Source organism: Methylomonas sp. BW4-1 (genome assembly GCF_052474385.1).
In genome coordinates this window covers 4,361,486-4,385,068 of record NZ_CP184125.1, presented here as the reverse complement: position 1 = coordinate 4,385,068, position 23,583 = coordinate 4,361,486, and the positions used below count along the sequence as shown (strand labels likewise).

Below are 23,583 nucleotides of genomic sequence, written 5' to 3'. Positions count from 1 at the left end.
ATTTACAATGCCCGGCTAAATTCGAATCGCGCTTAATTTTGTATTCAACAGTTTATATGTATTTATTTAAAAACCACGAGGATGCTTTGCAAAATAAAGAGTTAGCGTCGTTCGGCGGTTATCTGCCGGCAGTGGCAAGCGGTTCCGGCTCATTTTGGCGGACGCTATTGGGAGAGGAACGGCCCGCCAGCATGCTGAGGCTGTTAACGCTATTAGTCGCGTTGCTGCATGTTTGGGGTTTGCAGCAATTGCTGAAACCCGAGGAAAAAGTCACGCCGGCGCAACCTTTGATGATGGAAGTATCGATGATTGCGATGTCCGCACCTAAGCCCGCCGCCGCCCCGCCTCCTCCTGCCCCGCCGCCCAAAAAAGAGCCGCCGCCGAAAAAGCCGCAGCCCAAGCCGGTTCCCAAAAAAGCGCCGCCCATCGTGCAAAAGGCGCCTGAATATGCGCCGGTTGAGCCGGTTTCCGAGCCGCCGCCGACACCGGTAAGCAATACAGCGAGCAGTGCGCCGGTAACGACTACGACGACCAACACGACCGCGACCAACGCCGAGCAGTTTACCGAAGCCAATTTTCGGGCAAACTACGCCCACAACCCCAAGCCGGAATATCCGATGATTGCGAAAAGCCGCGGATGGCAGGGCAAGGTGATGTTACGGGTGCAAGTTTCGCCGGAGGGTTTAAGCGATTCGGTGGCTGTCGAGCACAGCAGCGGCCACGAGATGCTAGACGAATCGGCGGTGGAAGCCGTGAAAAAATGGAAATTCATTCCGGCCAAACGCGGCGAGACGCCGGTGGCCAGTTCGGTGATTGTGCCAATAATTTTTACTTTGCGTGAATAAAAATCGGAGAGATTAATGCCCTACCATATAGCCCCGGAAGCGGTTATCGACGCTACCCTTTACACATTGCTAGTGTTTTCGTTGATAACGTGGACGTTGATTTTTTTCAAAATCTGGCAGTTTGCCAAGAATAATTATTACAACAAACAATACGACAGCGCTTTTTGGGACACTACTGATTTAAAAGCCGCCGAGCAACTGCCCGCCGAAACCGCACGCGGCCCCAAAGCCAGGGTTGCAGCCTGCGGCTTTGCCTGGTTGGCGGAAATGACGCATCCGGAAACCTGCACCAGCCTGAAGTTTCGTGGCTCTCCACAAGACTTGCTGGAACAAACCCTGCGTAAACAGACTCAGGACGAACAACGCCGAATGGAAAGCGGCTTGACCATGCTGGCCAGTATCGGTAGCACCGCGCCGTTCGTCGGCCTGTTCGGCACCGTGCTTGGCATCATGCACGCCATGCACGACATCAGCGCCAGCGGTTCGGCCAGTTTGGACGTAGTGGCCGGGCCTATCGGCGATGCATTAATTGCTACGGCTATCGGTATCGCCGTAGCCGTACCAGCAGTGTTGGCCTATAATTTCTTCCAGCGTCGCGCCAAGCACCACCGGGCTTCGCTGGAAAATTTCGTCGAGGGTTTTCTGCATATCGCCTTCGGCGACTCAAACATCAGTACCAGTAAAAACAAGGATTAATTACATGGGATTCAAAACAAACTCAGACGACGATGGGCCGGTTAGCGAGATTAATGTTACGCCGCTGGTAGATGTGATGTTGGTGTTGGTGATTATCTTGTTGGTCACCGCACCGTTGTTGACCCAATCGGTCAACGTGGCTTTGCCGAAAACGGCCTCAACGACCCCGGATTTGGAAAAGCAGCCTATGCAACTGGGTATCGACGCGCAAGGTGCCGTAACCCTGAATAAAAACGCCGTGGCCGATTTAGCGGCGTTGGATACCACGCTGAGGAACGAATTGGCCGGCAACCCCGAGCTAATCATTCACATTTATGCCGATCAAGGCGTTAATTACGGCAAAGTGGCGGAAGTGATGGCGACAGTACAGCATGCCGGGATTTCCAAGTTGGCATTCGTGACATTGGAAAAATAACCCCTATCGGTTGGGTTTCTCGCCCAACTCGCGATCCCCCTCCAACGCTTAACGATTCTGTTGACTAAATCCGGGTTACCGATTACCCGGATTTATTTTTCCCGGCATTCTTTTCAATATACTCGATCATCAAGCCGGCAATATCCTTGTCGCTGGTCTTTTCTATGCCTTCCAAACCAGGCGAGGAATTGACTTCCATCACCAGCGGTCCGCGTTTGGAACGCAGCAAATCGACGCCGCAAACATTGAGACCCATGATTTTAGCGGCACGTACTGCCGCCGAGCGTTCCTGCGGGGTCAGCCTGACCAGCGTGGCCGTGCCGCCACGATGCAGATTCGAGCGAAACTCGCCTTCGCGGCCTTGGCGTTTCATCGCCGCCACCACCTTGTCGCCGATCACGAAGCAGCGGATGTCGCTACCTGCCGCTTCCTGTATGAACTCCTGCACCATGATGTTGGCATTAAGGCCCATGAACGCCTGAATCACGCTATGCGCGGCATTGTGAGTTTCAGCGAGTACGACGCCTATACCTTGCGAGCCTTCCACCAATTTGATCACCAGCGGTGCGCCGCCGACTTCGGCGATTAGATCTTCGATATTGTCCGGATTGTGGGCAAACGCGGTAATCGGCAGATCGATGCCCTTGCGGGCCAGCAACTGGCTGGACGCCAACTTGTCGCGGGAGCGGCTTATGGATGCGGAATTGTTGAGGACGAAAGTATTCATCACCTCGAACTGCCGCAAAACCGCGGTGCCGTAAAAAGTGATCGACGCGCCGATGCGGGGAATAACCGCATCGTAACCCGACAGATTTTCACCCATGTAATGAATGGACGGCTTCATGGAGGTGATGTTCATGTAACAGTGGGTCGGGTCCAGCACCCTGGCCTCATGGCCGCGAGCGGCGGCGGCCTCCAGCAGCCGGACGCTGGAATACAGCGTCGCGTCACGCGACAGGATTGCTATTTTCATAGGTAAACAGTGCCAGGTTTACAGATGAATGCCATCAAAATCGCTGACTTGCACATGTTCGGCGCTGGTGTCGGGAACCTGGTCGCGCACCAGCCAGCAAGTGGCGAAGCCGGCCTGGCGGGCGGCGTCCAATTCGTCTTTTATATCCGACAAGAACAGGATTTGTTCAGCCGGCAAGCCAAGCTCGGCGGCAATTCGCTCATACGATGTTGCCTCTTTCTTGCCACCGATGTGTGTATCGAAATAACCGGAAAATAAAGGGGTAAGATCGCCGAAGTCACTGTACCCGAACAACAGCTTTTGCGCCTGCACCGAGCCGGAGGAATAGACATAAAGCTTGTAGCCCAGGCCAAACCAGTTTCTCAAGTTGCGCACAGCGTCTTCATAGACATGGCCGGTGAAATCGCCGTTGCGATAGCCTTCCTGCCAGATCAAGCCCTGTAAAGATTTTAACGGCGTAATCTTTTGATCGGTATCTATCCAGTGGATGAGCTGTGCAATCAGTGCGTCGTCATCCAACTCACCGCCGGCTAACTGCTTGGCATCGGCCAATAATAGCTTGATCTCGGCTTGCTCTCGATGGCGTCTCACAAAATCCGGCAAGCGGGCGCGGGCATAAGGAAACAACACATCTTTGACGAACGACAATGACGACGTGGTTCCCTCAATGTCGGTAACAATAGCCTTGATCATAAGCCGGCGACGTATTGGTCCAGCGTCGGAAAACTTTCTGCAATCGGATTGCCGGTAAACTCCGCTACCCAGCCGTCTTCGGTGGTGAACAAACGGATGCATTTAAACGCCGGATTTTCCCCCATATCGAACCAGTGCGTGGTATTGGCGGGCACACTGATCAAATCGCCTTGTTCGCACAGCATGGCATAAACTTGATCGCCGACATGCAGATAAAACAGCCCTTTGCCTTCCACGAAGAAACGCACTTCAAAATCGCTGTGGGTATGCTCGGCCAAAAACTTCTGCCGTAACGCATCTTTATTGGGATGGTCGGCGTTCAGGCTGATGACGTCCACCGACTGAAAACCGTATTGCTGTTTGAGTTTGTCTATCGAGCTTTGATAGGCCTTTAGTACCGCATCGGCATCATCCGTCTGCGAAAATTCGCAATCGGCCTGCCAGCGCTCGAACTGTACGCCTATGCCTTGCAGCTGCTCGGCGATGGCTGCAAAGTCGAGAAAGGTATGGCCTTGGTGCGGTTTATCGGCAGGGTAAAGGGTTAATGCGCTCATAATCGTGTTACTCCATGTAGGCGAATTTCAACGTCGAATAAAAATTCCAGGGCTTCCAGGTGGCGCAAGGCATCATCTACCGATGCGCCCCAAGTATAAAAACCGTGGCCGGCAATAATATAGCCGTAAACGTCGTGCGTGTGATGGTCCAGGTAATTGTCCACCTTGTCGGCCAACCGGGGAATGTCCTGATCGTTAGCAAAAATCGGGATGGAAATGCGGGTCTCATGGGTATTAATGCCGGCAAACGCCTTGAGCAGTTCGTAATCTTTCAGCACGATCTCATGCTTGAACAAGCGCGCCGTTAACGTGGCGTTGATCGAATGCGGATGCAGCACCGCCTGAACCTCCGGAAAACGTTGGTACAGCGAGGTGTGCAATAGCGTTTCCGCCGAAGGTTTCTTGCCGTCCAGGGAATGACCTTTGCTGTCGATCAACATGATGTCATCGGTTTGCAAGCGGCCTTTATGGCGGCCGGATACGGTAATCGCGATATTGCCGTCGCTGAGTTTAGCGGAGAAATTACCGCTGGTGGCGGGCACCCAGCCCTTGCCGTCGATGAAGCGGCCGGCGGCAATCAACTGATCTGCCTTGCGGAAAAATTCGTCGGTTTTTGCTGTCATGGAGTATTTTGCGGATTGCAAAAGAAAAAGAAGAGAAAGAGTTGGCCTGTAAGCCGGGTTCTGTCTTGAACAGCCATTCATCTAGGCGTCAGATCACTCTGACGCTCAAGCAATCTACCCAGGAGCAGCGCGGGCCACGCCAATGCTCCTCTATTTGATCTTGCTCCGGGTGGGGTTTACCCTGCCACACCTGTTACCAGTTGCGCGGTGCGCTCTTACCGCACCATTTCACCCTTACCGGGTTCCGAAAAACCAGGCGGTATATTTTCTGCGGCACTTTCCGTAGGCTCACGCCTCCCAGGCATTACCTGGCACCCTGCCCTATGGAGCCCGGACTTTCCTCCCTTTTATTTGCATAAAACGGCGACTGTTCGGCCAACTCTGTTGTGGATTATACAGGCAAAGCCGGGAAATAGGAGTAATTGCGCACTTTAGCTACTCAGAGAGGAATCAGACGGGATGTGATGGATCGGTAGTCGCAAAAGTCGAAGGCCACTGTATCGGCGAAAGCGAAAAAGTACGCGATGCGTATTAAGCTTCAAATCACTGGACGGGGTTTTCTCCCGTATGCCGCGCCGAGTACCGGATCTTTTATCGAGAACAGCCCGAAGGGGCGCCGCAGGGATGCGGCGCGTCGGCGGAGGGGCAGGGAAGCCCCTTCTGCCGACCCTCGATAAAAGCTTTGGAGCGCAGGACAAAAGCGGCATCCGGGCCGCCTTTTCTTTGGATACTTTCTTTTGGCGGAGCACAAATTCGCCTGGAGCGAATTTGAACAGCCGGTAGGCTGGCCCGGAGGGCGAAAACCATGGACGGTTTTCGTAGCGAAAGTATCGCGGTCGTCGGTCCGCGAACCGACATTAAAACGAGCCGTCGCGTCAGCGAAACATTATTTCGAAATGCTTAAAATTCGCGTGGGCACAAAAACCGTGCCCACCCTACGAAACTAAACCTATTATCGTACCCCCAACAATACATTTTTTAAGTCTTCGGCTTTAACGCCTAACTCACTACCAGAATCGTTACGCATAATTGAAATCATATTCGTAAATGCTTGGCGTTGCTCGTCACTATTCATAGAGGCTCCGAGCTTTTCAAATATAGAAAATGCTTCGATCGCCCTTTTCGAACCATATAAACAGATCCTTGCCTTCGCGTCGCCTGTTCTAGCAAAAAGCTCCTGCTGCTCTTTAGTATTGTTCTGAAATCGAAATTGAGCTTGTTCACAAACACACTTCAAGTAGTCCATATAAGCCTTCGAACACAGCTCTCTTCGATGTCGCAAATTCTCAATATGCCTTGTAAAAAAATATTGGAGTGAAGCCCCAATTACTACACCCAAAAATGACAAAATAGCCGTTAGCAATTTTTTACCCCTAAATACAACTTTGTTAAAGAGTCCATAACTATCGACAAACCTCCACCTCAAACACCGTCCCCTTAACCGCCACTACCTTAACCTTAGCCCCCAGCGGACTATCCTCCCCATGCACCTTCCAAACCGTATCGTCGGCCTTAATCTTGCCCTGACCATTCTCGATAGGCGCAATCAGAAAAAAAGTCCGGCCGATGTACTGAGCGCCACGCTGATTCAATAAAGGATGATCGGTGGCATCCACGGCGCGGGTGCGGGCGTATTTGCGCCAGCCCAATACCGACAACACCGCCAACAAGGAAAACATCAGTAACTGCACGTTGAACGGCGTGGCCGGCACTAACAGCACCACCCCGCCGACGATGAACGCCGACACCGCCAACCACAGAAAAAAGAAGCCGGTGACGACGATTTCCAAGGCCAAAAAGCCGACCGCTAGCACCCACCAGTACCAAAATACGATGTCTTGATCCCCCATAATCAGGCCTTTTTGTTTAAGGCTTCTTTAGCCAGTTCGCCGATGCCGCCCAGCGCGCCGATGACGCTGGAGGCTTCCAGTGGCATGAAGATCAATTTGCTGTTATTGGCTGAGGCAACATCTTTCAAGGATTCGATATATTTTTGCGCGACGAAGTAATTGATGGCCTGCACATCGCCTTTGGAAATGGCTTCCGACACCATCATCGTGGCGCGGGCTTCCGCTTCTGCCAGACGTTCGCGGGCTTCGGCGTCGCGGAATGCGGCTTCTTTGCGGCCTTCCGCATCCAAAATCGCACCTTGTTTCAAACCTTCGGCTTTCAGAATTTCCGCTTGCCGCAAGCCTTCGGCTTCCAGAATCTGTGCGCGTTTTTCCCGCTCAGCTTTCATTTGCCGGGCCATGGAATCGACCAAGTCCTTGGGCGGGGCGATGTCTTTGATTTCGATACGGGTGACTTTAATACCCCACGGCGAGGTGGCCTCGTCGACTACATTGAGCAGGCGGGCGTTGATTTCATCACGACGTGACAAGAGTTCGTCCAGGTCCATGGAACCCATCACTGTTCGGATATTGGTCATCACCAAGTTGATGATTGCCACGTCGAGGAAATTGACTTCATACGCCGCTTTGGCGGCATCCATGATCTGGTAAAAAATCACCCCATCCACCCGCACCATGGCGTTGTCTTTGGTAATGACCTCTTGCGACGGCACGTCCAGCACCTGTTCCATCATATTCAGCTTGCGGCCGATGCGGTCGATGATCGGCATGATGATATTTAAGCCAGGCGTCAAAGTCGCGGTATATTTACCGAAGCGTTCGACGGTGTATTCCATGCCTTGCGGAACAGATTTGACGCTCATGAACACCATCAAAACCGCAAATACCAACAACATTATTGCGAATAAACCAAAGCCGCCCATAGCGCCTCCTAAATTATGAAAATGAATTGTGTATTGCCAACGGTCACGCGGCTAATAATAATGTATGTCTCTTTAACTTGCTGGAAACAGGGTTCCGATTCATGAATACTTTGATCTACTACAGTTTTAACGTGATGATTTTGGCGGCGATTATATTGGTCGTCGGCCTGATTAAACCGAAGTGGATATTGTTGTGGATGGATAAGCCCGGCCGCCTGCCTATCATCGCGATTGCCGGCGCCATATTCATGGCCGGCGCGGTGATGTTCGGCGAAGGCAACAAACAAAAACAGCAGGAACAAGCCGCGGCCGCGGTCAAGAATCCAGCCCTAAAAGGGGCTGAAGAAGTGCCGGATTTACATTAATCCGTCGCATAAATTCGCGCTGCAAATTTCATTTTTTGCTTCCCTCACGCCAGCCCGCTCCCTGATGGCTATCAAGCATATATGCCGAAATTTGCGGTGGGAAAGGTATATTTAAACCCTAAAATGCGCGACTAGTCCTTTTAGAACCTGCAAATCGCCGGCTTCGCTGTCGGCTTGGTAGCGTAAGCGAATATAAAGCGCGGTGATCCGCTCAATCGTTTCGGCCAAATCCGGGCGCAGTTTTTTGGCGCGCTCGGCGACGGTTTTCGGGCCATCGCCAATTTCAACGCTTAAGCCGGCTTTAGCCAACTTGGTACAAAATTGCCGGTACAAGCGCAACGCCGGATCTTGGCGGCGCCGGTTAGGCCGCAACAAGCGCCAAGCCACGACACCACCGATACCGGCAACGCTAATCACCAGCCAATAGCCCAGCTTGACGAAATTATCGATGCCTAAGCCCTGTAAAAACGCTTTCTGATTAACCGTGTCATAGTTGATAACCCAGCGTTGCCAGTTGTAATCGACGCTTTGCCACAATTGCCGGCCGCGTTGCAGCCAGGACAAGGTCTTGGCGTCGAGTTGTACCGGGCTGAAATTAACCGCGCCGCTGGCGATTTGCAAATCAACGTTCACGCCGCGCTCGATGCGTTCCGGAGCGATGGCGGCGGTCGGATCGAATCTAACCCAACCGCGTCCTTCCAACCAGGCTTCCGCCCAGGCATGGGCGTCGGCTTGCCTGATCTCCAGAAAGCCGCCGACTTGGTTAATCTGCCCACCTTGATAGCCACCCACCACCCGCGCCGGAATCTCGGCCACCCGCAGCAAATACACGAAGGCCGTGGCGTAATGGCTGCAAAACCCGGCACGGCGCTCGAACAAAAACGTCTCGATAGGTTTATCCGGCATCGCTTCCGGGCTTAAGGTGTAATGAAAATTCTCCTGGCGAAAATGCTGCAACAAATTGGCGATAAACAACTCGGGGCCTGCCTGCCGCCCTTGTAACTGCTTAACCAATTCGACGATTTTTTCCGACGCTTTGCCGGGTAGTTGCAAGCTTTCCCGACGCTCGGATTTACTGATGCCGCCGGTGTTATAGGCAGGCGACGAACTCAGCCGATACTCGGCGCGGTCGCCGGGGTTTTTGTTGGTAATTAGCTGATACAAACCATTGCGCCGCAAGCCGTCAAACTGGCTGGGCATCTCCAATGCGAATACCCAATTTTGTTTTTGCGGCTCCATCATCAGCGTGTAATCGTAAGTCGTGCCTGTAAAAACAGGTTGATCCGGATTTTTCTCCCGCCCTAACACCGGCGGCGCTCGCCAACTTACGCCATCGGTACTGGCGTAAATAGGTCCGCGCCAATAGCGCTGCGCCGGCGGCGGCATTTCTCCGTCAAATTTAACCCTGAACACCAGTTCCGGCGACAGGCTTAGTTCAGCGATGGAGCCAGGCTCCAATGTATTGCTTAAACCGCTTTTGGCATGCGTATCATCGTCCAACCAACTCCAGTGTGGCGCTTCCAGTCGCGGAAACAACACAAACAACACCAGAGCCAGCGGCAGGCTTTGCAGAATAATCGCCGCCGAGGTTTTTAAGGCCGCCAGGGTTTGCGGCGTGTGGCTGTTTTGCGTAATCAAAGTAGCCAGCAACACCGCGCACACCAGCAGGATATAAAGCGCCATCAAGATGCTTTCTTCGTACAAAAACTGCGTCACGGCGACGATGAATGCCAGATAAACGATCACATACACATCGCGCCGGCCATGAATTTCCAGCAACTTCAAACCCAAGGCCACCAAGAACAGACTGGTGCCGGCATCGCGGCCGAATACCGAGTGCTGCTGGCTGTATAACAAGCCTATTCCCAGCAGCATCAATAAAAACACGCCAAACCGGTTTGGCAAATAGCGGGGTTGCCAAACACTCAGCAAGCGCCAAAGCAGCAGCAGAGTAAAAAAACTGAACAATACTGGCGGAATATGCCAGGCATGCGGCAAGGTGATCAGGCCTATCGAACCCAACATAAACAACATCAGCCGTGTGGAGGGTAGAAACGGCATGCTCAAAACAGCGCCAAGGCTTGCAGGCAGTGACGGTAATGCGCGGCGCCGTTGTCCGGCGGCAGACGCAAGCCGGGCAGTACCAAACCGTAACGCAAACCAGCTTGTTCCGCGTCTACCAGCCAACGGCACAACTGACTGAGGCGTTCTTCCATATGATGGCCGGGCGCTTGTTGATAATCCAACCACAATTCACTGGCACTGGCGCCGCTGTAATATTTACTGTGCACGCCCTGGCCTTTGGCAAAGGCTTTCCAATGGATTTGCCGAATCGCGTCGCCACGCTGATACACTCTTACCCCATCAAATTCATCGCCGCTGCGGCGGTTTTGGCCGGGTTTATCTTGACCGCCGTCGCTATCCGGAAACGGCAATAGTTTGCTGGCCGGCTTGGGATACACCAGCATAGGACTATCGAAGCGCAACGGTGCCCAGGCCCGAAACAAGCCCAAGGGATAAGTGCTGGAAAGGGTCAATGTGCCCGGCAACTGCCAGCCACGCTGCCGGGTGGGTTGATATAGCGTGACGGTTTGGGTTTGCTCGGCGGCCAAGCTTATGGATAACTCAGATTGCAAAGCCAAATCCAAAGCAAAGCGCGGCTGCGAGCCCGGATTGCTGATCTGGAAATTAAACGGACCGGCCTGGCCGGCAAACACCGCTTGCTGCCGGGCCGGCTGAATCGTTAATCCGGCCAAGGATTTGAAGCTGTGCAGGATGGTCACGAAAAAGATGCTGGCCAGCAAAAATCCCAGCAAATAGGCCAGGTTGTTGTTGTAGACAAAACCGATCAGCACCAATAACAGAATCAACAGTACAAAAGCCAAGCCGCGTTGCGTGGGGAGAATAAATACCCGCCGCTGCGTCAACACAATCGGCCCGGCAATCGGCGCCTCGCCGGTAAAAAAGCGCGACAGTTTAAAGCGCTGTTTTAAGGATAAGGCTGCTTCGTTCAAAGTACCGGTACGTGCTTGAGAATGGGCGCGACGATGGCAGCCGAATCATTGGCGCCCACGTTTAAACGATGCCCGGCCACTGCCGGCAAAACCGCTTGCAGATCTTCCGGCAACACGGCCTTGCGCTTGTCGATAAGCGCCCAAGCCTTGGCGGCGGCCAGCAAACCCAGTCCGGCCCGCGGCGACAAACCGCTGGCAAAGTCCGTGGATTGGCGGCTGAACGCCAGAATCGCTTGCAGATAATCCAGCAAGGCCGGCGACACATGCACCTGATCCGCCGCCTGTTGCAACTCGGCCAATTGCGCGGGCAGTAAAGCCACCGGCAGCTCGTCGATTAAGACATGCCGGGGTTGACCGCTCAGTAATTCCCGTTCGGCTTGCCGGCTGGGGTAACCCAACTCGATACGCATCAAAAAACGGTCTACTTGCGATTCCGGTAACGGGAAGGTGCCAATCTGATGCGCCGGATTTTGCGTAGCGATGACGAAAAACGGTTGCGGCAAGGGGTAAGTCCGGCCTTCGACGGTTACTTGCCGCTCTTCCATCGCCTCCAACAAGGCACTTTGCGCCTTTGGCGTGGCTCGATTGATCTCGTCGGCCAGGATCATTTGTTTGAAAATCGGCCCCGGATGAAAACTGAAGAGCTGCTGATGAGCGTCGAATACCGAAGAGCCAACGATGTCGGCCGGTAAAATATCGCTGGTGAATTGAATCCGCTGATATTCCAAACCGAACAAACGAGCCAGAGTGTGGGAGAGGGTGGTTTTGCCGACACCGGGAATGTCCTCAATCAGCAAATGCCCGCGCGCTAATAAGCAGCAAACGGCTAGGCGAATTTGTGATTGTTTACCGAGAATGACTTGATTGGCGGCGGCGAGTAAGCGATCGAGAGCAAGGTCCATTGTGCAAAAAACAAGAAAGGTCGATGACTCGAGTATAGATCAGCTTGGTTGCACCTGCTATCGGCTTCATTGTATAAACCAGGGATTGACATCCGGCCGACAGAAGCCGGTTATTAAACCATGCAGCCCTGCTGCGGAGAGCACCATGAAAGACTATACCGATGTACGCGACCAACTATTGAATATGCTGGAAGACCTGGACGACAGGCTGGGAAAAATCACCGAAGACGTCAGACACACCGACAAACCGCTGGCCCAGGACTTTTCCGAGCAGGCCGTCGAAACCGAAAATGACGAAGTATTGGACGCCTTGGGCAATGCTACGCGCGATGAAGTCGAAAAAATCAAACAAGCCATTTCCCGTATCGATGCTGGTACCTACGGCATTTGCCTGAGTTGCGGCGAACCCATAAGAAAGGAACGCTTGGCTGCGGTGCCGTATGCCAATCAATGTATACACTGCGCCGAAAAAAGCCAACACCGCTAGGCCGATCCACCACTTACCAGCATAAGGGTTGCTGCCATGCAGGAATAAGCCGGCCGGTTTTGAATTGTGTACTATCCTTGCCGACGATCATTCCTTTTATTGTTGGGACATAAATCATGGATATCGCCGAACTCTTGACCTTTTCCGTCAAAAACAAAGCCTCCGACTTGCATCTTTCCGCCGGCCTGCCGCCGATGATTCGGGTGGACGGCGACATCCGCCGCATCAATATCCCGTCCTTGAATCACAAAGAAGTCCACGCGCTGATTTACGACATCATGAACGACAAGCAGCGCCGCGATTACGAAGAATTTCTGGAAACCGACTTTTCCTTCGCGTTGCCCGGCGTGGCTCGCTTCCGGGTCAACGCCTTCAATCAGGATAGAGGCGCCGGCGCGGTATTCCGGACCATTCCATCCAAAGTTTTGACCCTGGAAGACCTGGATGCACCAAAATTTTTCGCGGAACTGTGTACCAAACCGCGCGGCCTGATTCTGGTCACTGGCCCGACCGGTTCCGGTAAATCCACCACGCTGGCGGCGATGGTGAACCACATTAACACCAACGATTACGCGCACATCCTGACCGTCGAAGACCCTATCGAGTTTGTCCACGAAAGCCAAAAATGCCTAATCAACCAGCGCGAAGTACATCGCGATACCTTAGGTTTCAACGAAGCATTGCGCTCGGCATTAAGGGAAGACCCGGACATCATTCTGGTGGGTGAGATGCGGGATTTGGAAACCATCCGCCTGGCATTGACCGCCGCGGAAACCGGGCACTTGGTATTCGGCACGCTGCATACCACCTCGGCCGCGAAAACCATAGACCGGATTATCGACGTATTCCCCGCCGCCGAAAAAGACATGATCCGCGCCATGCTGTCCGAATCTTTGCAGGCGGTTATCTCGCAAACGCTATTGAAAAAAGTCGGCGGCGGCCGGATTGCCGCGCACGAAATCATGGTCGGCACCCCGGCCATCCGCAACCTGATCCGCGAAGCGAAGGTAGCGCAGATGTATTCCGCGATCCAAACCGGCCGCAAGGACGGTATGCAGACTCTGGATCAAAACCTGAAGGAGTTGGTCGATAAAGGCCTGATTACCGCGAAAGGCGCGATGGTTAAAGCCGTCAACAAAGACATGTTCCGTTAAATTTTAGGAGGCGTCATGGACTTTAAAGCCCTATTGGCCCTGATGGTGGAAAAGAAAGCGTCCGACTTGTTTATCACCGCCGGTCGGTCGCCGTCGATGAAAGTCAACGGCAAAGTCGTCGAAGTGTCCAAAACCGTTTTAACGAGCGAACAGACAATGATGCTGGTACTCAGTATCATGTCGCAGCGCCAACGCGACGAGTTTGAAAACACTCACGAATGCCAGTTTGCCTTAAGCGCCCACAGTTTGGGTCGGTTCCGGGTCAGCGCCTTCACCCAACGCGACTCGGCCGGCATGGTGTTACGCCGCATCGAAACCACCATCCCCAGCGCCGAGGAATTGCACCTGCCGCCGGTGTTGAAAGAACTGATCATGTACAAGCGCGGTCTGGTGATGTTTGTCGGTGCCACCGGTACCGGTAAATCCACCTCGCTGGCAGCTTTGATTCGGCACCGCAACGAAAACAGCAGCGGCCATATCATTTCCATTGAAGACCCTATCGAGTTTATCCATCCGCACAAGGGCTGCATCATTACCCAGCGCGAAGTGGGCCTGGATACCGAATCGTTCGAAGTGGCTTTAAAAAACACCCTGCGGCAAGCGCCGGACGTGATTCTGATCGGCGAGGTCAGAAGCCGGGAAACCATGCAACACGCCATCACCTTCGCCGAAACCGGCCATTTGTGCGTTTGCACCTTGCACGCTAATAACGCCAACCAGGCCATCGACCGTATCCTGCATTTTTTCCCGGAAGAAATGCACAGCCAGCTGTTCATGGATTTGTCTTTGAATCTGCGCGGCATCGTCGCCCAACAATTGATTCAGCGCGCCGACGGCAAGGGCCGCTACCCGGCTATTGAGATTTTGCTGAATACCCCGCTGGCATCAGACATGATCCGCAAGGGCGAAGTACACAAATTAAAAGAGCTGATGAAAAGCTCCCGCGAGCATGGCATGCAGACTTTCGACCAAGCGCTTTACGATCTGTATACGGCGGGTAAAATTGGTTACGATGACGCCTTGCACGCTGCCGACTCCCGCAACGAGGTGCGCCTGATGATTAAACTGGGGGCCGAGAACGTCAATTTCGAAACCGCCGGCATGACCCTGGCCGAAAATGACGACGAGGGAGGCAGTCTTTTTAAATAGCCCTGGATATAACTCGCTTGTATACATTTAGTACTAGTAAAGTCTCGCTACAAAACGCCGGTTCGGCACTGTTAATAACTTTGCTGGCGGGCTGCGCCTCGCAGCCGCCCGCCGGCGATAAAGCCAATAACCGCGTCCGCACACCCACCCAACAAACCGCACCCAACCAATCACGCCACGCCACGCCGGACTTACGGCCGTTCGCCAGCGTCGGCGGCTATCATGCCACGACAGTCACCGGCGATTACGCCGGCTATCCGGCTTTGGACCAGTTCATCGAACAGATGGTGCAAAAGCACGGCTTTAACCGCGAGTATCTGCAAGGCCTGTTCTCGCAAGCCAAACGCAAGCAATGGACGTTGGATTATCTGGCCAAATCCGATCAGGGCATGAAAGGTAAACCCAGCAAAGGCGGCTGGACCCGCTACCGCGCGCAATTTCTGGACGACCGGCATATCAACGCCGGCATCAGCTTCTGGCAACAGCATCATACGGCCCTGCAACGCGCCAGCCAGCAATACGGCGTACCGGCGGAATACATCCTGGGCATCATGGCGGTGGAAACCACCTTCGGTAGCTTCGTCGGTAATCATAGAATCATCGACGCTTTAACTACCTTGGGCTTTGACTACCAGCGGCGCGGCGAATATTTCCGTAGCGAGCTGGAAAATTTTCTGGTGATGAGCCGCAGCGAGAGCCTGGACCCCGGCAAACCGGTCGGCTCGTTCGCCGGCGCGATGGGCCTGGGCCAATTCATGCCCGGCAGTTTTTTGCAATGGGCGGTGGACTTTAACGGCGACGGCCGCCGCGACCTGTGGAACCCGGAAGACGTGATCGGCAGCGTGGCCAATTATTTTGCTCAGCACGGCTGGCAAGCCGGTCAACCCATCGTCTCGGCCACACGCGGCAGCTTCCATGGCATCGACAGCCTGGAACCCGGCGCGGACCATGCTTATTCTTTGGATACCTTGGTTAAAGCAGGTGTGGAACCGGTCTGACACATGTGCTTGCGATTATCCGTTGCGGTTATTGTTGCTCAGGCATCAAAGTAAGGATGAGTATTTACTGGGCCATCCTAATTTCTACGCGATTACGCGGTATAACCAGAGCACCCATTATGCGATGGCGGTGCATGAGTTGGCGTTGGCGATTAAGAGGGGGTATCAGAGGGTGGCTGTTAATCGGTCTGATGCTGGGTAGGGATTTGGTATTGTGTCGCTGGCGCGACGGCTTGATTTAATGTCGGTTCTCGGACCGACAGCCGAGATACTTTTCTTTGCTTGTCCAAAGAAAAGTATCCAAAAGAAAAGATACCCGGACGCCGCTTATTCCCTGAGCTCCTCGCTTTTGAACGGGGTCGCCGAAAGGGGCTTCCTGCCCCTTCGGCAACGCGATGCATCCCTGCATCGCCCCTGCGGGCTATTCCGCTCAAAAGCTCCGGTGCTCGGCGCGGCATACGGGAACAAAACCATCCCGATTTCACGATACCCCGTAGGTACGATTAGCGGAGCGTAATCGTACGCAAGACTCACATCCCCCCGATTACGCTTCGCTAATCGGGGCTACGATGCTATAGATAAGTGTCAATCCTTTAGTCTCCATCGGGTAAAACCAGCTGGATTTAATGAGTTGACCTTTTTGGTCATCGGTTACCGTTGTCATAGTTTTCCGCTGTTTGTATGTAAGTTAAAATTTAAAGTAAGCTTCATGGTTCCATGTATTTTCTAAGGCCCTGTAAATCATCGGGTATATTGGATACATTGGTGCCACATTCATCTTGATTGTTTTCACCGCAAAGCAATTGTTTTAGATTGCTATATTTACTCATTTTTTTTTCAAAAAATTGAAAAAAAATAGAGTCTTGAATAGTAATATTAATGAATTTATCTTTATAGGCGATAAAAACACGCCAAGGTACATTTGCACTTTCCTTTACGCGCTCAAGCTTTTTTGAGGCATCAAATGGAAGCGATAAAAATACATCCACCAGTTCATTCAACTGCTCTGCTGTCATCTGTGCATAGCGGTCTTCGGATTCACTACCAAAATCAGTTTTGTTGCGGTGAAAATGGACTTTGCCATCGGGATATATTTTGATAACGGAAGTAGGAACGCCGCCCCATGTATGCGTCAACTCGAAAACAGGCTCGGGATTAGTTTCTGCCAAGCTGTTTTGGCATGACAATAAGGTGAAACAGAAGGCTGCAAGGCGCAATAACCAACAGGCATTGCGCTGTATTTTCAAACTATTCAAAATCATATAAAACTCCATCAATTACCGTTATCACGCGCAATAGGGGCCAGGTCTTGCATTAACGCATTATTATTTTTCATGCGGATCATCTCATTCCCACGCGCCGCGTGGGAATGCAAACCTGCCGCGCTGCGGTCAGCTAAAACCAATCCCGATAAACCGGCAATAATCCTTCCTGCCCCGCATAATTCCGGGCACTCGAATAACGCCAATGCTCTGGTAAATCAACATAGCCGCGTTAATCTCGTTACCACGCGCCGCGCGGGAATGCAAACCTGCCGCGCTGAGGTCAGCTAAAACCAATCCCGATAAACCGGTAGCAATCCATTCTGCCCCGCATAATTCCGGGCACTCGAATAACGCCAATGCTCTGGTAAATCAACATAGCCGCGTTAATCTCGTTACCACGCGCCGCGTGGGAATGCAAACCTGCCGCGCTGCGGTCAGCTAAAACCAATCCCGATAAACCGGCAGCAATCCATCTTGCCCCGCATAATTCCGAGCACTCGAATAGCGCCAATGCTCCGGTAAGTCAACATAACCGCGTTTGACCGGATTCAGGTGGATATAGTCCAATTTCTGCCGCAAGACGTCGGGGTTGTCGATCAACTGCGGATGACTACCTTCTTCCCACAACTGATAATCCCGGTCGGTTTTATGAGCCTTGCGAAACCAGTTCAATTGCTTCAATAAGCGCTCGGCTTGAATGGTTTGCAAATAATCGATCAACTGGCGCGCGGTGTAAGATTTGAAGTGGGCCAATTGATGGGATAAATCGTTAGCTTGTACCAATAGGTGCAAATGGTTTTCCAGAATGACGTAGCCGTATATTCGCCAATTGTGTTGTTGTTGACGGTAAAGCAAGGCGTCCAGCACGATTTGCACGGTAGCCGGGCGCGTGAATAAGGGCATCCAGTTCAGGACGGTGCAGGTTATAAAATGTGGGTGTTGGGATTGGAGAATGCGGTAACGACTGCGGCCCATGGGTTTGACCTCGTTTGATAGCTTGGTCTAATGTTACCGCTGGCGCGGTTAGTCTGCATTCCCACGCGGCGCGTGGGAACGAGGGAATCAACCGACTTTCAATTCCGGGACGGTTTTTTCCCGTATGCCGCGCCGAGCACCGGATCGTTTATCGAGATCAGCACGAAGGGGCGCCGCAAGGATGCGGCGCGTCGGCGGAGGGGCTGGGAAGCCCCTTCTGCCGACCCTCGATAAACGCTTCGGCGCGCAGGATAAAAGCGGCGTTCGGGTGGCTTTTTCTTTGGATACTTTCTTTTGGCCACGCAAAAGAAAGTATCGCGGTTGTCGGTCCGCGAACCGACATTAGAAAAACTGTCGCGCCAGCGACACAAAAAAACCAAACTCCCGCAAAATCAGACCTAACTTATTCGGACTGACCGGAGTCAAACAACAACTCAAACTCCTCCCCCTCCCGAGCCAAACAAACCGAAACCTCACCAGCCTGCAACAGCGATGCAAAAATCGCCTCCAAATCAGCATCACTCCGCGTCGGCTCGTGGTGCGTCAAAAATAAGCGTTTAGCGCCTGCCTGGGCCGCGAAATTCATCGCCGAACGATACGTGCCGTGGCCCCAGCCATGCCGGTTGGCGTATTCGGCGTCGGTGTAGGAACTGTCCATGATTAACGCATCGACCCCGGTCATGGCCGCGATCACTTCTTCGTGCTTTTGTTCTATTAATTCCTGCATGGCCGGGTAGCCTGGATGACTGGATTCATAAGGATTGAGCTGCGGCTCGTAATCGCCGGTAAAAAACAAGGAGCTGCCGTCAGCGTCGTCGAGGCGGTACCCAAAATTATAAACAGGGTGATTCAGCACTGTCGGTGTCACCCGCACGCTGCCCACGGTAATAGATGCGCCGGCTTTCAGCGTGAAATAACGCACCTCGGCCTTTAACTGCGCTTCGCTGATCGGGAAATAGCTGTGCTGCAACTGCACATGCATCGCTCGCTCGATGCCTTGATGCGTCAAAGGTTCCAGCCCACCGTAGATATTAATGATATTGCCGGATTTGAACATCGGCAGGAAAAACGGCAAACCCTGGATATGGTCCCAATGGGTATGGGTAATCAGGATATGCGCTGTCAACGCTTGTTGGGGCAAGCTTTGCGCCAGTGCGTGGATGCCGGTGCCGGCATCCAGAATGATCAAGTCGCCGGCACTGCTGGTGACTTCGATACAGGTGGTGTTACCGCCGTATTTAACCGTGCTCGGTCCCGGCGTGGCAATCGAGCCGCGCACTCCCCAGAACTTGAATTTCATGGCCCAACAGCCTCAGCAATCATCAATGCGCTTCGTCCCAATTCTCGCCGTTACCCACTTCCACCAGCAAGGGTACATGCAACTCGGCCGCGCCGGACATGATGCCGCGTATGGTTTCCATGTACTCCGTTAGACGTGTTTCCGCCACTTCGAATACCAATTCGTCATGCACTTGCATGATCATTTTTACGTCCGGATTGTCCGTGCCTATCCAGGCGTCGCAAGCCAGCATCGCCCGTTTGATGATGTCGGCGGCTGTACCTTGCATCGGCGCGTTGATCGCGGTGCGTTCGGCGTATTGGCGCATCGCGGCGTTGCGGGAGTTGATCTCCGGCAAATACAGGCGGCGGCCGAAGATAGTTTCCACGTAACCTTGCTGTTTGGCCAGTTCCCGGGTGTTGTCCATATATTGCTTCACGCCGGGATAACGGCTGAAGTACAGATCGATATACGCTTGAGCCTGGTTGCGCGGCAAGCCCAATTGCTGCGCCAAACCGAACGCCGACATGCCATAGATCAAACCAAAATTGATGGCTTTGGCGGAACGGCGCAAATCATGGGTGACTTGGTCCAGCTCTACTTCGAACACTTCCGCAGCCGTGGCACTATGCACGTCCACGCCTTGCGAAAACGCCGCCAGCAAGCCGGCATCGCCGGAAAGATGCGCCATGATGCGCAATTCGATTTGTGAATAGTCGGCGGCAACAATTTTATAGCCGAGTGGGGCAATGAAGGCCTGGCGGATCTTACGGCCTTCTTCACTGCGAATCGGGATGTTTTGCAGATTGGGGTCGGACGAAGACAAGCGCCCGGTCGCGGCCACAGCTTGATGATACGAAGTATGTACTCGGCCGGTGCGCTCGTTAACCTGTTGCGGCAGTTTGTCGGTATACGTGGATTTGAGCTTGCTCATGCTGCGAAAATCCAGAATCAGCTTGGGCAAAGCGTAATCCACGGCCAGTTCCTGCAACACCGATTCATCGGTAGACGGCTGGCCTTTCGGGGTTTTCTTCAGCACCGGCAGGTTCAAACGGTCGTACAAAATTTCCTGAATCTGCTTGGGCGAGCCCAGGTTAAACGCCGAGCCGGCCAGATCGTGGGCCTGCTGTTCGATGCCTATCATCCGGTTCGCCAACTCCAAGCTTTGCTGGGCCAGCATTGCGCTGTCGATCAGCACGCCGTTTTCTTCGATGCGCGCCAACACGCTAATCAGTGGCACTTCGATCTCGTTATACAAGACCCACAAACTAGGGTGCTGCTGCAATTGCGCAGACAGGGTTTGATGCAGACGCAGGGTGATGTCGGCATCTTCGGCGGCGTAGTCGCTGGCTTGTTCGATAGCTACTTCGGCGAAGCCGATCTGCTTGGCGCCCTTGCCGGCCACGTCTTCGAAATGAATGGTATCCACACCCAAGTAATGCTTGGCCAGATCGTCCATATTGTGCTTGGTGGCGGTGCTGTTTAGCACATACGATTCCAGCATGGTGTCGTGTTGGATGCCGCGCAACGCGATGCCGTGATTGACCAGCACATGGGCGTCGTATTTCAGGTTTTGGCCTAGTTTGGCTTTGTTTGGGTCTTCCAGTAAGGGCTTCAAGGCATCCAAGACGCTTTGCCGGTCAAGTTGGGCCGGTACGCCGGGATAATCGTGCGCCACCGGCAGATAAGCGGCCTGCCCGGCTTCCACCGCAAACGATACGCCGACAATTTGCGCGTCGCTGTAATTCAGGCTGGTGGTTTCGGTGTCGAAGGCAAACAGCTCGGCTTGCCGGAGTTTTTCCAGCCAGGTATCGAAATCGGTTTGGGTGAGGATGGTTTGGTAGTTTCTGGTAAGCGCGGCCTTCGGCTCATTCTTCTCCGCGGGTAAAGGCTGAAATGAGGGGGGGCTACTTTGATTTCCCCTCACCCCTCCCTCTCCCGCTGGAGAGGGGGTCGAGCCGTCGCCGTTCAAGGTTTTTAGCCAACTGCTGAAACCCAAATGCCCCAACTGATTTTTCAGCGCGGCGATGTCTGGTTCCTTGCGTTTCAAATCGTCCAGGCTGTAATGCAAAGCCACGTCGCATTTGATGGTGGTCAGTTCGCGCGACAAGGGCAACTGGCCCAAGGCCTCGCGCAAATTGTCGCCGATCTTGCCCTTGATTTCGTCGGCGCGGGCGATCAGATTGTCCAGCGTGCCGTATTCCTGCAACCATTTTGCGGCGGTTTTTGGCCCAACTTTCGGCACGCCGGGAATGTTATCCACCGCATCGCCCATCAGCGCCAGATAATCGATGATTTGCTCCGGCTTTACGCCGAATTTGTCCTGCACACCCTGAATATCCATGCGGGTGTTGGTCATGGTGTTTTCCAGCGTGATTTGCTCGTTGACCAGCTGCGCCATGTCCTTGTCGCCGGTGGAAATAATAACCTCAAAACCTTGCCGCGCCGCGTTTTGCGCCAGACTGCCCAGCACGTCATCCGCTTCGACACCATGTTCGATAATCAGTGGTAAACCCAAGGAACGAATCAAATCGTGCAAGGGCGCAATCTGCACGCGCAAGTCGTCGGGCATCGGTGGCCGATGCGCTTTGTATTGATCGTACAACTCGTGGCGGAAAGTCTTGCCCGGCGCATCGAATACCACGGTGATATAGGGCGTGTTGTAATCGTTGATCAGCTTGCGCAGCATATTGGACACGCCGTAAACAGCGTTAGTCGGCTCGCCCTGGGCATTGGTCAACGGTGGTACGGCATGAAAGGCGCGAAACAGAAACGACGAGCCGTCGACCAGGATCAATTTGTTGGGAGCGGAATCGGACATGTAAAGTCAACAAGCAAGAATTAGGGTTCCCGCAACGATACAGGGCCACGCTGATGGCTGCAAGTGCGTTATTACCAGTTGGCGCCGGGATGCTTGACTGCCAGGCCGGCTATCGACGATGTTGCATCACACCGTTTGAAAACCGCTTTCTTCGTGAGTTCAGCCATGGCATTACCGCAAACCCAACGCAGAATTAGCCCGGAAGAATATCTTCAGGGCGAACTTGAGTCCGACATCAAGCATCAGTTAATCGATGGTGAGGCTTATGCGATGGCGGGCGCCAGCGAGAACCATAATTTACTCGCTGGCATCGGTCTCTTAAACTTAATCCTGCAACACCGTTTTTTGCAGTCTGGCCCGGCGCTTTTTCAGCCAGATCACTACGCCGGTTACTGATAGCATCACGATCGCCAGCCCCAGCAGGCACACAAAAATACGGTAAGGCATGCCGAACACGTTAGCCATGTGCAAGGCCCCCAACCAGTTAGTCACTGTGTTGCCGGCATACTGGCCGCGGGGAAGTAACAGCAATTTGTCAGCTCCGGTGGTTGCGTCGATTACCAAACGGGTAGTGCCGTGCTTGTCCTGTATATCCAGGCTAGTGCGCACCTGATAAACATAAAACCCTTTGGCCGGGTTGTAGCGAAAGCCTGACGGAGACTGAATCACAAATCCTTGCTCACGCGCCGCTTGCTCCATCTGCTCGACGGCTATCCGGTAAGCGTCAGACCACGCAATTGCTGGCTGCTCCAAGGGTTTGTCCAGATCAGGAAAATCGATCCAGGGTTCGTGATAATCGGTGAATACCGCCCGGGTGACCGGCGCGTAAACAGTATCCGCCAGATTCATATAAACGCTGGACCAGGCGAACACCAACAGCATGGCCCACACCCACAAACCACCGGCACGATGCAAATCAAAGTTTATGCGGAAGCGGGAACCGCGCGCTTTGATTTTCCAGGCCGGCGCCCAGCGTTGCCAAAACGAACGCGGCTTTCCGTGGGCAGCCGGCGAGGTGTGTCGTTTTGCAACGGGCAGTGTCAGATAAAATCCCACGAAGCAATCCAAGGTCCACACCAGCGCGGTAATGCCCAAAATCCAGCCGCCGATTTCATCCAACGCCAGAGCATAATGCAGCTTGTAAACAAAGGGCATCAGGTTGATCCAGCCTTCGGAAATCGCTCCCCAAGTGCGGCGGCCCAGTTCTTCGCCGGTATAGGGATTGAGGATCAACTGGGTGAAGCCGAGTTCATAAGGTTTACCGTTAGCAGGATTGCTAAGGGGCTCCAGGTCAACATTCGCGGCATCGTGCTCCAGCCATATTGCCACGACGCTAGCTTGCGGCACCAACTGTTCGGCCTTGGCTTTCAGCAACGGCGGACTCAAGCGCGGCGAAGCGGATGCCGGAGCGAATAACTGCGGACTGATCAGCTGTTCCAATTCGCTGTAAAACGCCAATAGACTGCCGGTCAAACCGACGATGATCAAAAACACCGTCATCGCCAAACCGGCATAACGGTGCACAACTACCCAAAAGGGGCGGATTTTCATAGCAGCTCCAGGATTTCCATTTCAAGCCGGCAAAGTGCCGGCCATCAGCGG

Annotated in this window: 24 protein-coding genes, 1 other RNA gene and 1 pseudogene; 9 read left to right on the top strand and 17 right to left on the bottom strand. The window is 53.5% G+C overall.

Translation table 11 applies throughout. The features are described from left to right. Positions 1-56: 56 nt before the first annotated feature. From ACH5Y9_RS20315 to ACH5Y9_RS20305, 3 genes are read left to right on the top strand one after another with little or no spacing between them, the layout of a single operon-like run. The gene (locus ACH5Y9_RS20315; RefSeq protein WP_445367368.1) at positions 57-845 is read left to right on the top strand and encodes an energy transducer TonB; all 789 of its coding nucleotides are present in this window, start codon (positions 57-59) and stop codon (positions 843-845) included. Positions 846-860: 15 nt separating this feature from the next. Continuing rightward, positions 861-1,541 carry a MotA/TolQ/ExbB proton channel family protein gene (locus ACH5Y9_RS20310; RefSeq protein ID WP_445367367.1) on the top strand — a complete coding sequence of 227 codons (681 nt, stop codon included), beginning with the start codon at positions 861-863 and terminating at the stop codon, positions 1,539-1,541. 4 nt (positions 1,542-1,545) lie between these two features. After that, entirely contained in the window at positions 1,546-1,956 is a 411-nt protein-coding gene (locus ACH5Y9_RS20305; RefSeq protein ID WP_033157489.1) for an ExbD/TolR family protein, read from the top strand. An 82-nt stretch (positions 1,957-2,038) separates the two neighbouring features. Here the strand turns inward: ACH5Y9_RS20305 and rimK are convergent, their stop codons facing one another. The 8 genes from rimK to ACH5Y9_RS20265 form a co-directional block, all read right to left on the bottom strand. After that, the gene (gene rimK / locus ACH5Y9_RS20300; RefSeq protein ID WP_445367366.1) at positions 2,039-2,929 is read right to left on the bottom strand and encodes a 30S ribosomal protein S6--L-glutamate ligase; all 891 of its coding nucleotides are present in this window, start codon (positions 2,927-2,929) and stop codon (positions 2,039-2,041) included. An 18-nt stretch (positions 2,930-2,947) separates the two neighbouring features. Further along, on the bottom strand, positions 2,948-3,622 hold the full coding sequence (gene mtnC / locus ACH5Y9_RS20295; protein ID WP_445367365.1) for an acireductone synthase: 675 nt from the start codon (positions 3,620-3,622) through the stop codon (positions 2,948-2,950). Next, complete coding sequence (locus tag ACH5Y9_RS20290) at positions 3,619-4,176, bottom strand: 1,2-dihydroxy-3-keto-5-methylthiopentene dioxygenase (RefSeq protein WP_033157486.1); 558 nt, start codon at positions 4,174-4,176, stop codon at positions 3,619-3,621. The genes mtnC and ACH5Y9_RS20290 overlap by 4 nt, the downstream gene beginning before the upstream one ends. Further along, positions 4,173-4,799: a methylthioribulose 1-phosphate dehydratase gene (locus tag ACH5Y9_RS20285; protein WP_033157485.1), complete on the bottom strand. Its 627-nt coding sequence runs from the start codon at positions 4,797-4,799 to the stop codon at positions 4,173-4,175. The genes ACH5Y9_RS20290 and ACH5Y9_RS20285 overlap by 4 nt, the downstream gene beginning before the upstream one ends. Before the next feature lie 33 nt (positions 4,800-4,832). After that, an RNA gene (gene rnpB, locus ACH5Y9_RS20280) (RNase P RNA component class A) lies at positions 4,833-5,182 on the bottom strand. 569 nt (positions 5,183-5,751) lie between these two features. Then, positions 5,752-6,045, bottom strand: coding sequence for a hypothetical protein (locus ACH5Y9_RS20275; protein WP_445367364.1), 294 nt, complete (start codon positions 6,043-6,045; stop codon positions 5,752-5,754). A 157-nt stretch (positions 6,046-6,202) separates the two neighbouring features. After that, positions 6,203-6,649 (bottom strand): NfeD family protein, encoded by a 447-nt coding sequence (locus ACH5Y9_RS20270; RefSeq protein ID WP_445367363.1) that lies wholly within the window; start codon positions 6,647-6,649, stop codon positions 6,203-6,205. 2 nt (positions 6,650-6,651) lie between these two features. Next, on the bottom strand, positions 6,652-7,572 hold the full coding sequence (locus ACH5Y9_RS20265) for an SPFH domain-containing protein (protein WP_033158304.1): 921 nt from the start codon (positions 7,570-7,572) through the stop codon (positions 6,652-6,654). Positions 7,573-7,673: 101 nt separating this feature from the next. Between ACH5Y9_RS20265 and ACH5Y9_RS20260 the strand changes: the two genes are divergently transcribed. After that, entirely contained in the window at positions 7,674-7,937 is a 264-nt protein-coding gene (locus tag ACH5Y9_RS20260; protein WP_445367362.1) for a hypothetical protein, read from the top strand. 111 nt (positions 7,938-8,048) lie between these two features. On the opposite strand, the gene ACH5Y9_RS20255 is transcribed toward ACH5Y9_RS20260, so the two are convergent. From ACH5Y9_RS20255 to ACH5Y9_RS20245, 3 genes are read right to left on the bottom strand one after another with little or no spacing between them, the layout of a single operon-like run. Continuing rightward, a complete protein-coding gene (locus ACH5Y9_RS20255) occupies positions 8,049-9,998 on the bottom strand; it encodes a transglutaminase TgpA family protein (protein ID WP_445367361.1) in 1,950 nt (649 codons plus the stop codon). A gap of 2 nt (positions 9,999-10,000) precedes the next feature. Continuing rightward, entirely contained in the window at positions 10,001-10,951 is a 951-nt protein-coding gene (locus tag ACH5Y9_RS20250) for a DUF58 domain-containing protein (RefSeq protein WP_445367360.1), read from the bottom strand. Then, positions 10,948-11,853, bottom strand: coding sequence for an AAA family ATPase (locus ACH5Y9_RS20245; protein WP_445367359.1), 906 nt, complete (start codon positions 11,851-11,853; stop codon positions 10,948-10,950). The genes ACH5Y9_RS20250 and ACH5Y9_RS20245 overlap by 4 nt, the downstream gene beginning before the upstream one ends. Before the next feature lie 145 nt (positions 11,854-11,998). Between ACH5Y9_RS20245 and ACH5Y9_RS20240 the strand changes: the two genes are divergently transcribed. The 5 genes from ACH5Y9_RS20240 (at position 11,999) to ACH5Y9_RS20220 (ending at position 15,843) form a co-directional block, all read left to right on the top strand. Continuing rightward, a complete protein-coding gene (locus tag ACH5Y9_RS20240) occupies positions 11,999-12,340 on the top strand; it encodes a TraR/DksA family transcriptional regulator (RefSeq protein ID WP_445367358.1) in 342 nt (113 codons plus the stop codon). 116 nt (positions 12,341-12,456) lie between these two features. After that, positions 12,457-13,494, top strand: a complete 1,038-nt coding sequence (locus ACH5Y9_RS20235; protein WP_101053853.1) for a type IV pilus twitching motility protein PilT — start codon at positions 12,457-12,459, stop codon at positions 13,492-13,494. Between the two features lie 15 nt (positions 13,495-13,509). Further along, positions 13,510-14,643: a PilT/PilU family type 4a pilus ATPase gene (locus ACH5Y9_RS20230; protein WP_445367357.1), complete on the top strand. Its 1,134-nt coding sequence runs from the start codon at positions 13,510-13,512 to the stop codon at positions 14,641-14,643. Positions 14,644-14,660: 17 nt separating this feature from the next. Further along, on the top strand, positions 14,661-15,641 hold the full coding sequence (locus ACH5Y9_RS20225; RefSeq protein ID WP_445367356.1) for a lytic murein transglycosylase: 981 nt from the start codon (positions 14,661-14,663) through the stop codon (positions 15,639-15,641). Further along, positions 15,559-15,843: a lytic murein transglycosylase gene (locus ACH5Y9_RS20220; protein WP_445367355.1), complete on the top strand. Its 285-nt coding sequence runs from the start codon at positions 15,559-15,561 to the stop codon at positions 15,841-15,843. The genes ACH5Y9_RS20225 and ACH5Y9_RS20220 overlap by 83 nt, the downstream gene beginning before the upstream one ends. A gap of 505 nt (positions 15,844-16,348) precedes the next feature. Here ACH5Y9_RS20220 and ACH5Y9_RS20215 read toward each other — a convergent pair. The 6 genes and pseudogenes from ACH5Y9_RS20215 to ACH5Y9_RS20190 form a co-directional block, all read right to left on the bottom strand. Continuing rightward, a complete protein-coding gene (locus ACH5Y9_RS20215; RefSeq protein ID WP_445367354.1) occupies positions 16,349-16,903 on the bottom strand; it encodes a hypothetical protein in 555 nt (184 codons plus the stop codon). 287 nt (positions 16,904-17,190) lie between these two features. Beyond that, positions 17,191-17,289 (bottom strand): annotated as a pseudogene (locus ACH5Y9_RS20210) (REP-associated tyrosine transposase); the annotation flags it as partial. 55 nt (positions 17,290-17,344) lie between these two features. Further along, positions 17,345-17,881, bottom strand: coding sequence for an REP-associated tyrosine transposase (locus tag ACH5Y9_RS20205; protein WP_445367353.1), 537 nt, complete (start codon positions 17,879-17,881; stop codon positions 17,345-17,347). Between the two features lie 403 nt (positions 17,882-18,284). Beyond that, complete coding sequence (locus tag ACH5Y9_RS20200; protein ID WP_445367352.1) at positions 18,285-19,181, bottom strand: MBL fold metallo-hydrolase; 897 nt, start codon at positions 19,179-19,181, stop codon at positions 18,285-18,287. Between the two features lie 22 nt (positions 19,182-19,203). Beyond that, a complete protein-coding gene (gene polA, locus ACH5Y9_RS20195) occupies positions 19,204-21,981 on the bottom strand; it encodes a DNA polymerase I (protein ID WP_445367351.1) in 2,778 nt (925 codons plus the stop codon). Between the two features lie 324 nt (positions 21,982-22,305). Beyond that, positions 22,306-23,532, bottom strand: a complete 1,227-nt coding sequence (locus ACH5Y9_RS20190; RefSeq protein WP_445367350.1) for a PepSY-associated TM helix domain-containing protein — start codon at positions 23,530-23,532, stop codon at positions 22,306-22,308. Positions 23,533-23,583 lie beyond the last annotated feature (51 nt).

Excerpts from the sequence above, each read along its gene's own strand:
- ACH5Y9_RS20315 (WP_445367368.1), top strand. The coding sequence starts at position 57 with ATGTATTTATTTAAAAACCACGAGGATGCTTTGCAAAATAAAGAGTTA.
- ACH5Y9_RS20310 (WP_445367367.1), top strand. The coding sequence starts at position 861 with ATGCCCTACCATATAGCCCCGGAAGCGGTTATCGACGCTACCCTTTAC.
- ACH5Y9_RS20305 (WP_033157489.1), top strand. The coding sequence starts at position 1,546 with ATGGGATTCAAAACAAACTCAGACGACGATGGGCCGGTTAGCGAGATT.
- rimK (WP_445367366.1), bottom strand. The coding sequence starts at position 2,929 with ATGAAAATAGCAATCCTGTCGCGTGACGCGACGCTGTATTCCAGCGTC.
- mtnC (WP_445367365.1), bottom strand. The coding sequence starts at position 3,622 with ATGATCAAGGCTATTGTTACCGACATTGAGGGAACCACGTCGTCATTG.
- ACH5Y9_RS20290 (WP_033157486.1), bottom strand. The coding sequence starts at position 4,176 with ATGAGCGCATTAACCCTTTACCCTGCCGATAAACCGCACCAAGGCCAT.
- ACH5Y9_RS20285 (WP_033157485.1), bottom strand. The coding sequence starts at position 4,799 with ATGACAGCAAAAACCGACGAATTTTTCCGCAAGGCAGATCAGTTGATT.
- ACH5Y9_RS20275 (WP_445367364.1), bottom strand. The coding sequence starts at position 6,045 with ATGGACTACTTGAAGTGTGTTTGTGAACAAGCTCAATTTCGATTTCAG.
- ACH5Y9_RS20270 (WP_445367363.1), bottom strand. The coding sequence starts at position 6,649 with ATGGGGGATCAAGACATCGTATTTTGGTACTGGTGGGTGCTAGCGGTC.
- ACH5Y9_RS20265 (WP_033158304.1), bottom strand. The coding sequence starts at position 7,572 with ATGGGCGGCTTTGGTTTATTCGCAATAATGTTGTTGGTATTTGCGGTT.
- ACH5Y9_RS20260 (WP_445367362.1), top strand. The coding sequence starts at position 7,674 with ATGAATACTTTGATCTACTACAGTTTTAACGTGATGATTTTGGCGGCG.
- ACH5Y9_RS20255 (WP_445367361.1), bottom strand. The coding sequence starts at position 9,998 with ATGCCGTTTCTACCCTCCACACGGCTGATGTTGTTTATGTTGGGTTCG.
- ACH5Y9_RS20245 (WP_445367359.1), bottom strand. The coding sequence starts at position 11,853 with ATGGACCTTGCTCTCGATCGCTTACTCGCCGCCGCCAATCAAGTCATT.
- ACH5Y9_RS20240 (WP_445367358.1), top strand. The coding sequence starts at position 11,999 with ATGAAAGACTATACCGATGTACGCGACCAACTATTGAATATGCTGGAA.
- ACH5Y9_RS20235 (WP_101053853.1), top strand. The coding sequence starts at position 12,457 with ATGGATATCGCCGAACTCTTGACCTTTTCCGTCAAAAACAAAGCCTCC.
- ACH5Y9_RS20230 (WP_445367357.1), top strand. The coding sequence starts at position 13,510 with ATGGACTTTAAAGCCCTATTGGCCCTGATGGTGGAAAAGAAAGCGTCC.
- ACH5Y9_RS20220 (WP_445367355.1), top strand. The coding sequence starts at position 15,559 with ATGGCATCGACAGCCTGGAACCCGGCGCGGACCATGCTTATTCTTTGG.
- ACH5Y9_RS20215 (WP_445367354.1), bottom strand. The coding sequence starts at position 16,903 with ATGATTTTGAATAGTTTGAAAATACAGCGCAATGCCTGTTGGTTATTG.
- ACH5Y9_RS20205 (WP_445367353.1), bottom strand. The coding sequence starts at position 17,881 with ATGGGCCGCAGTCGTTACCGCATTCTCCAATCCCAACACCCACATTTT.
- ACH5Y9_RS20200 (WP_445367352.1), bottom strand. The coding sequence starts at position 19,181 with ATGAAATTCAAGTTCTGGGGAGTGCGCGGCTCGATTGCCACGCCGGGA.
- polA (WP_445367351.1), bottom strand. The coding sequence starts at position 21,981 with ATGTCCGATTCCGCTCCCAACAAATTGATCCTGGTCGACGGCTCGTCG.
- ACH5Y9_RS20190 (WP_445367350.1), bottom strand. The coding sequence starts at position 23,532 with ATGAAAATCCGCCCCTTTTGGGTAGTTGTGCACCGTTATGCCGGTTTG.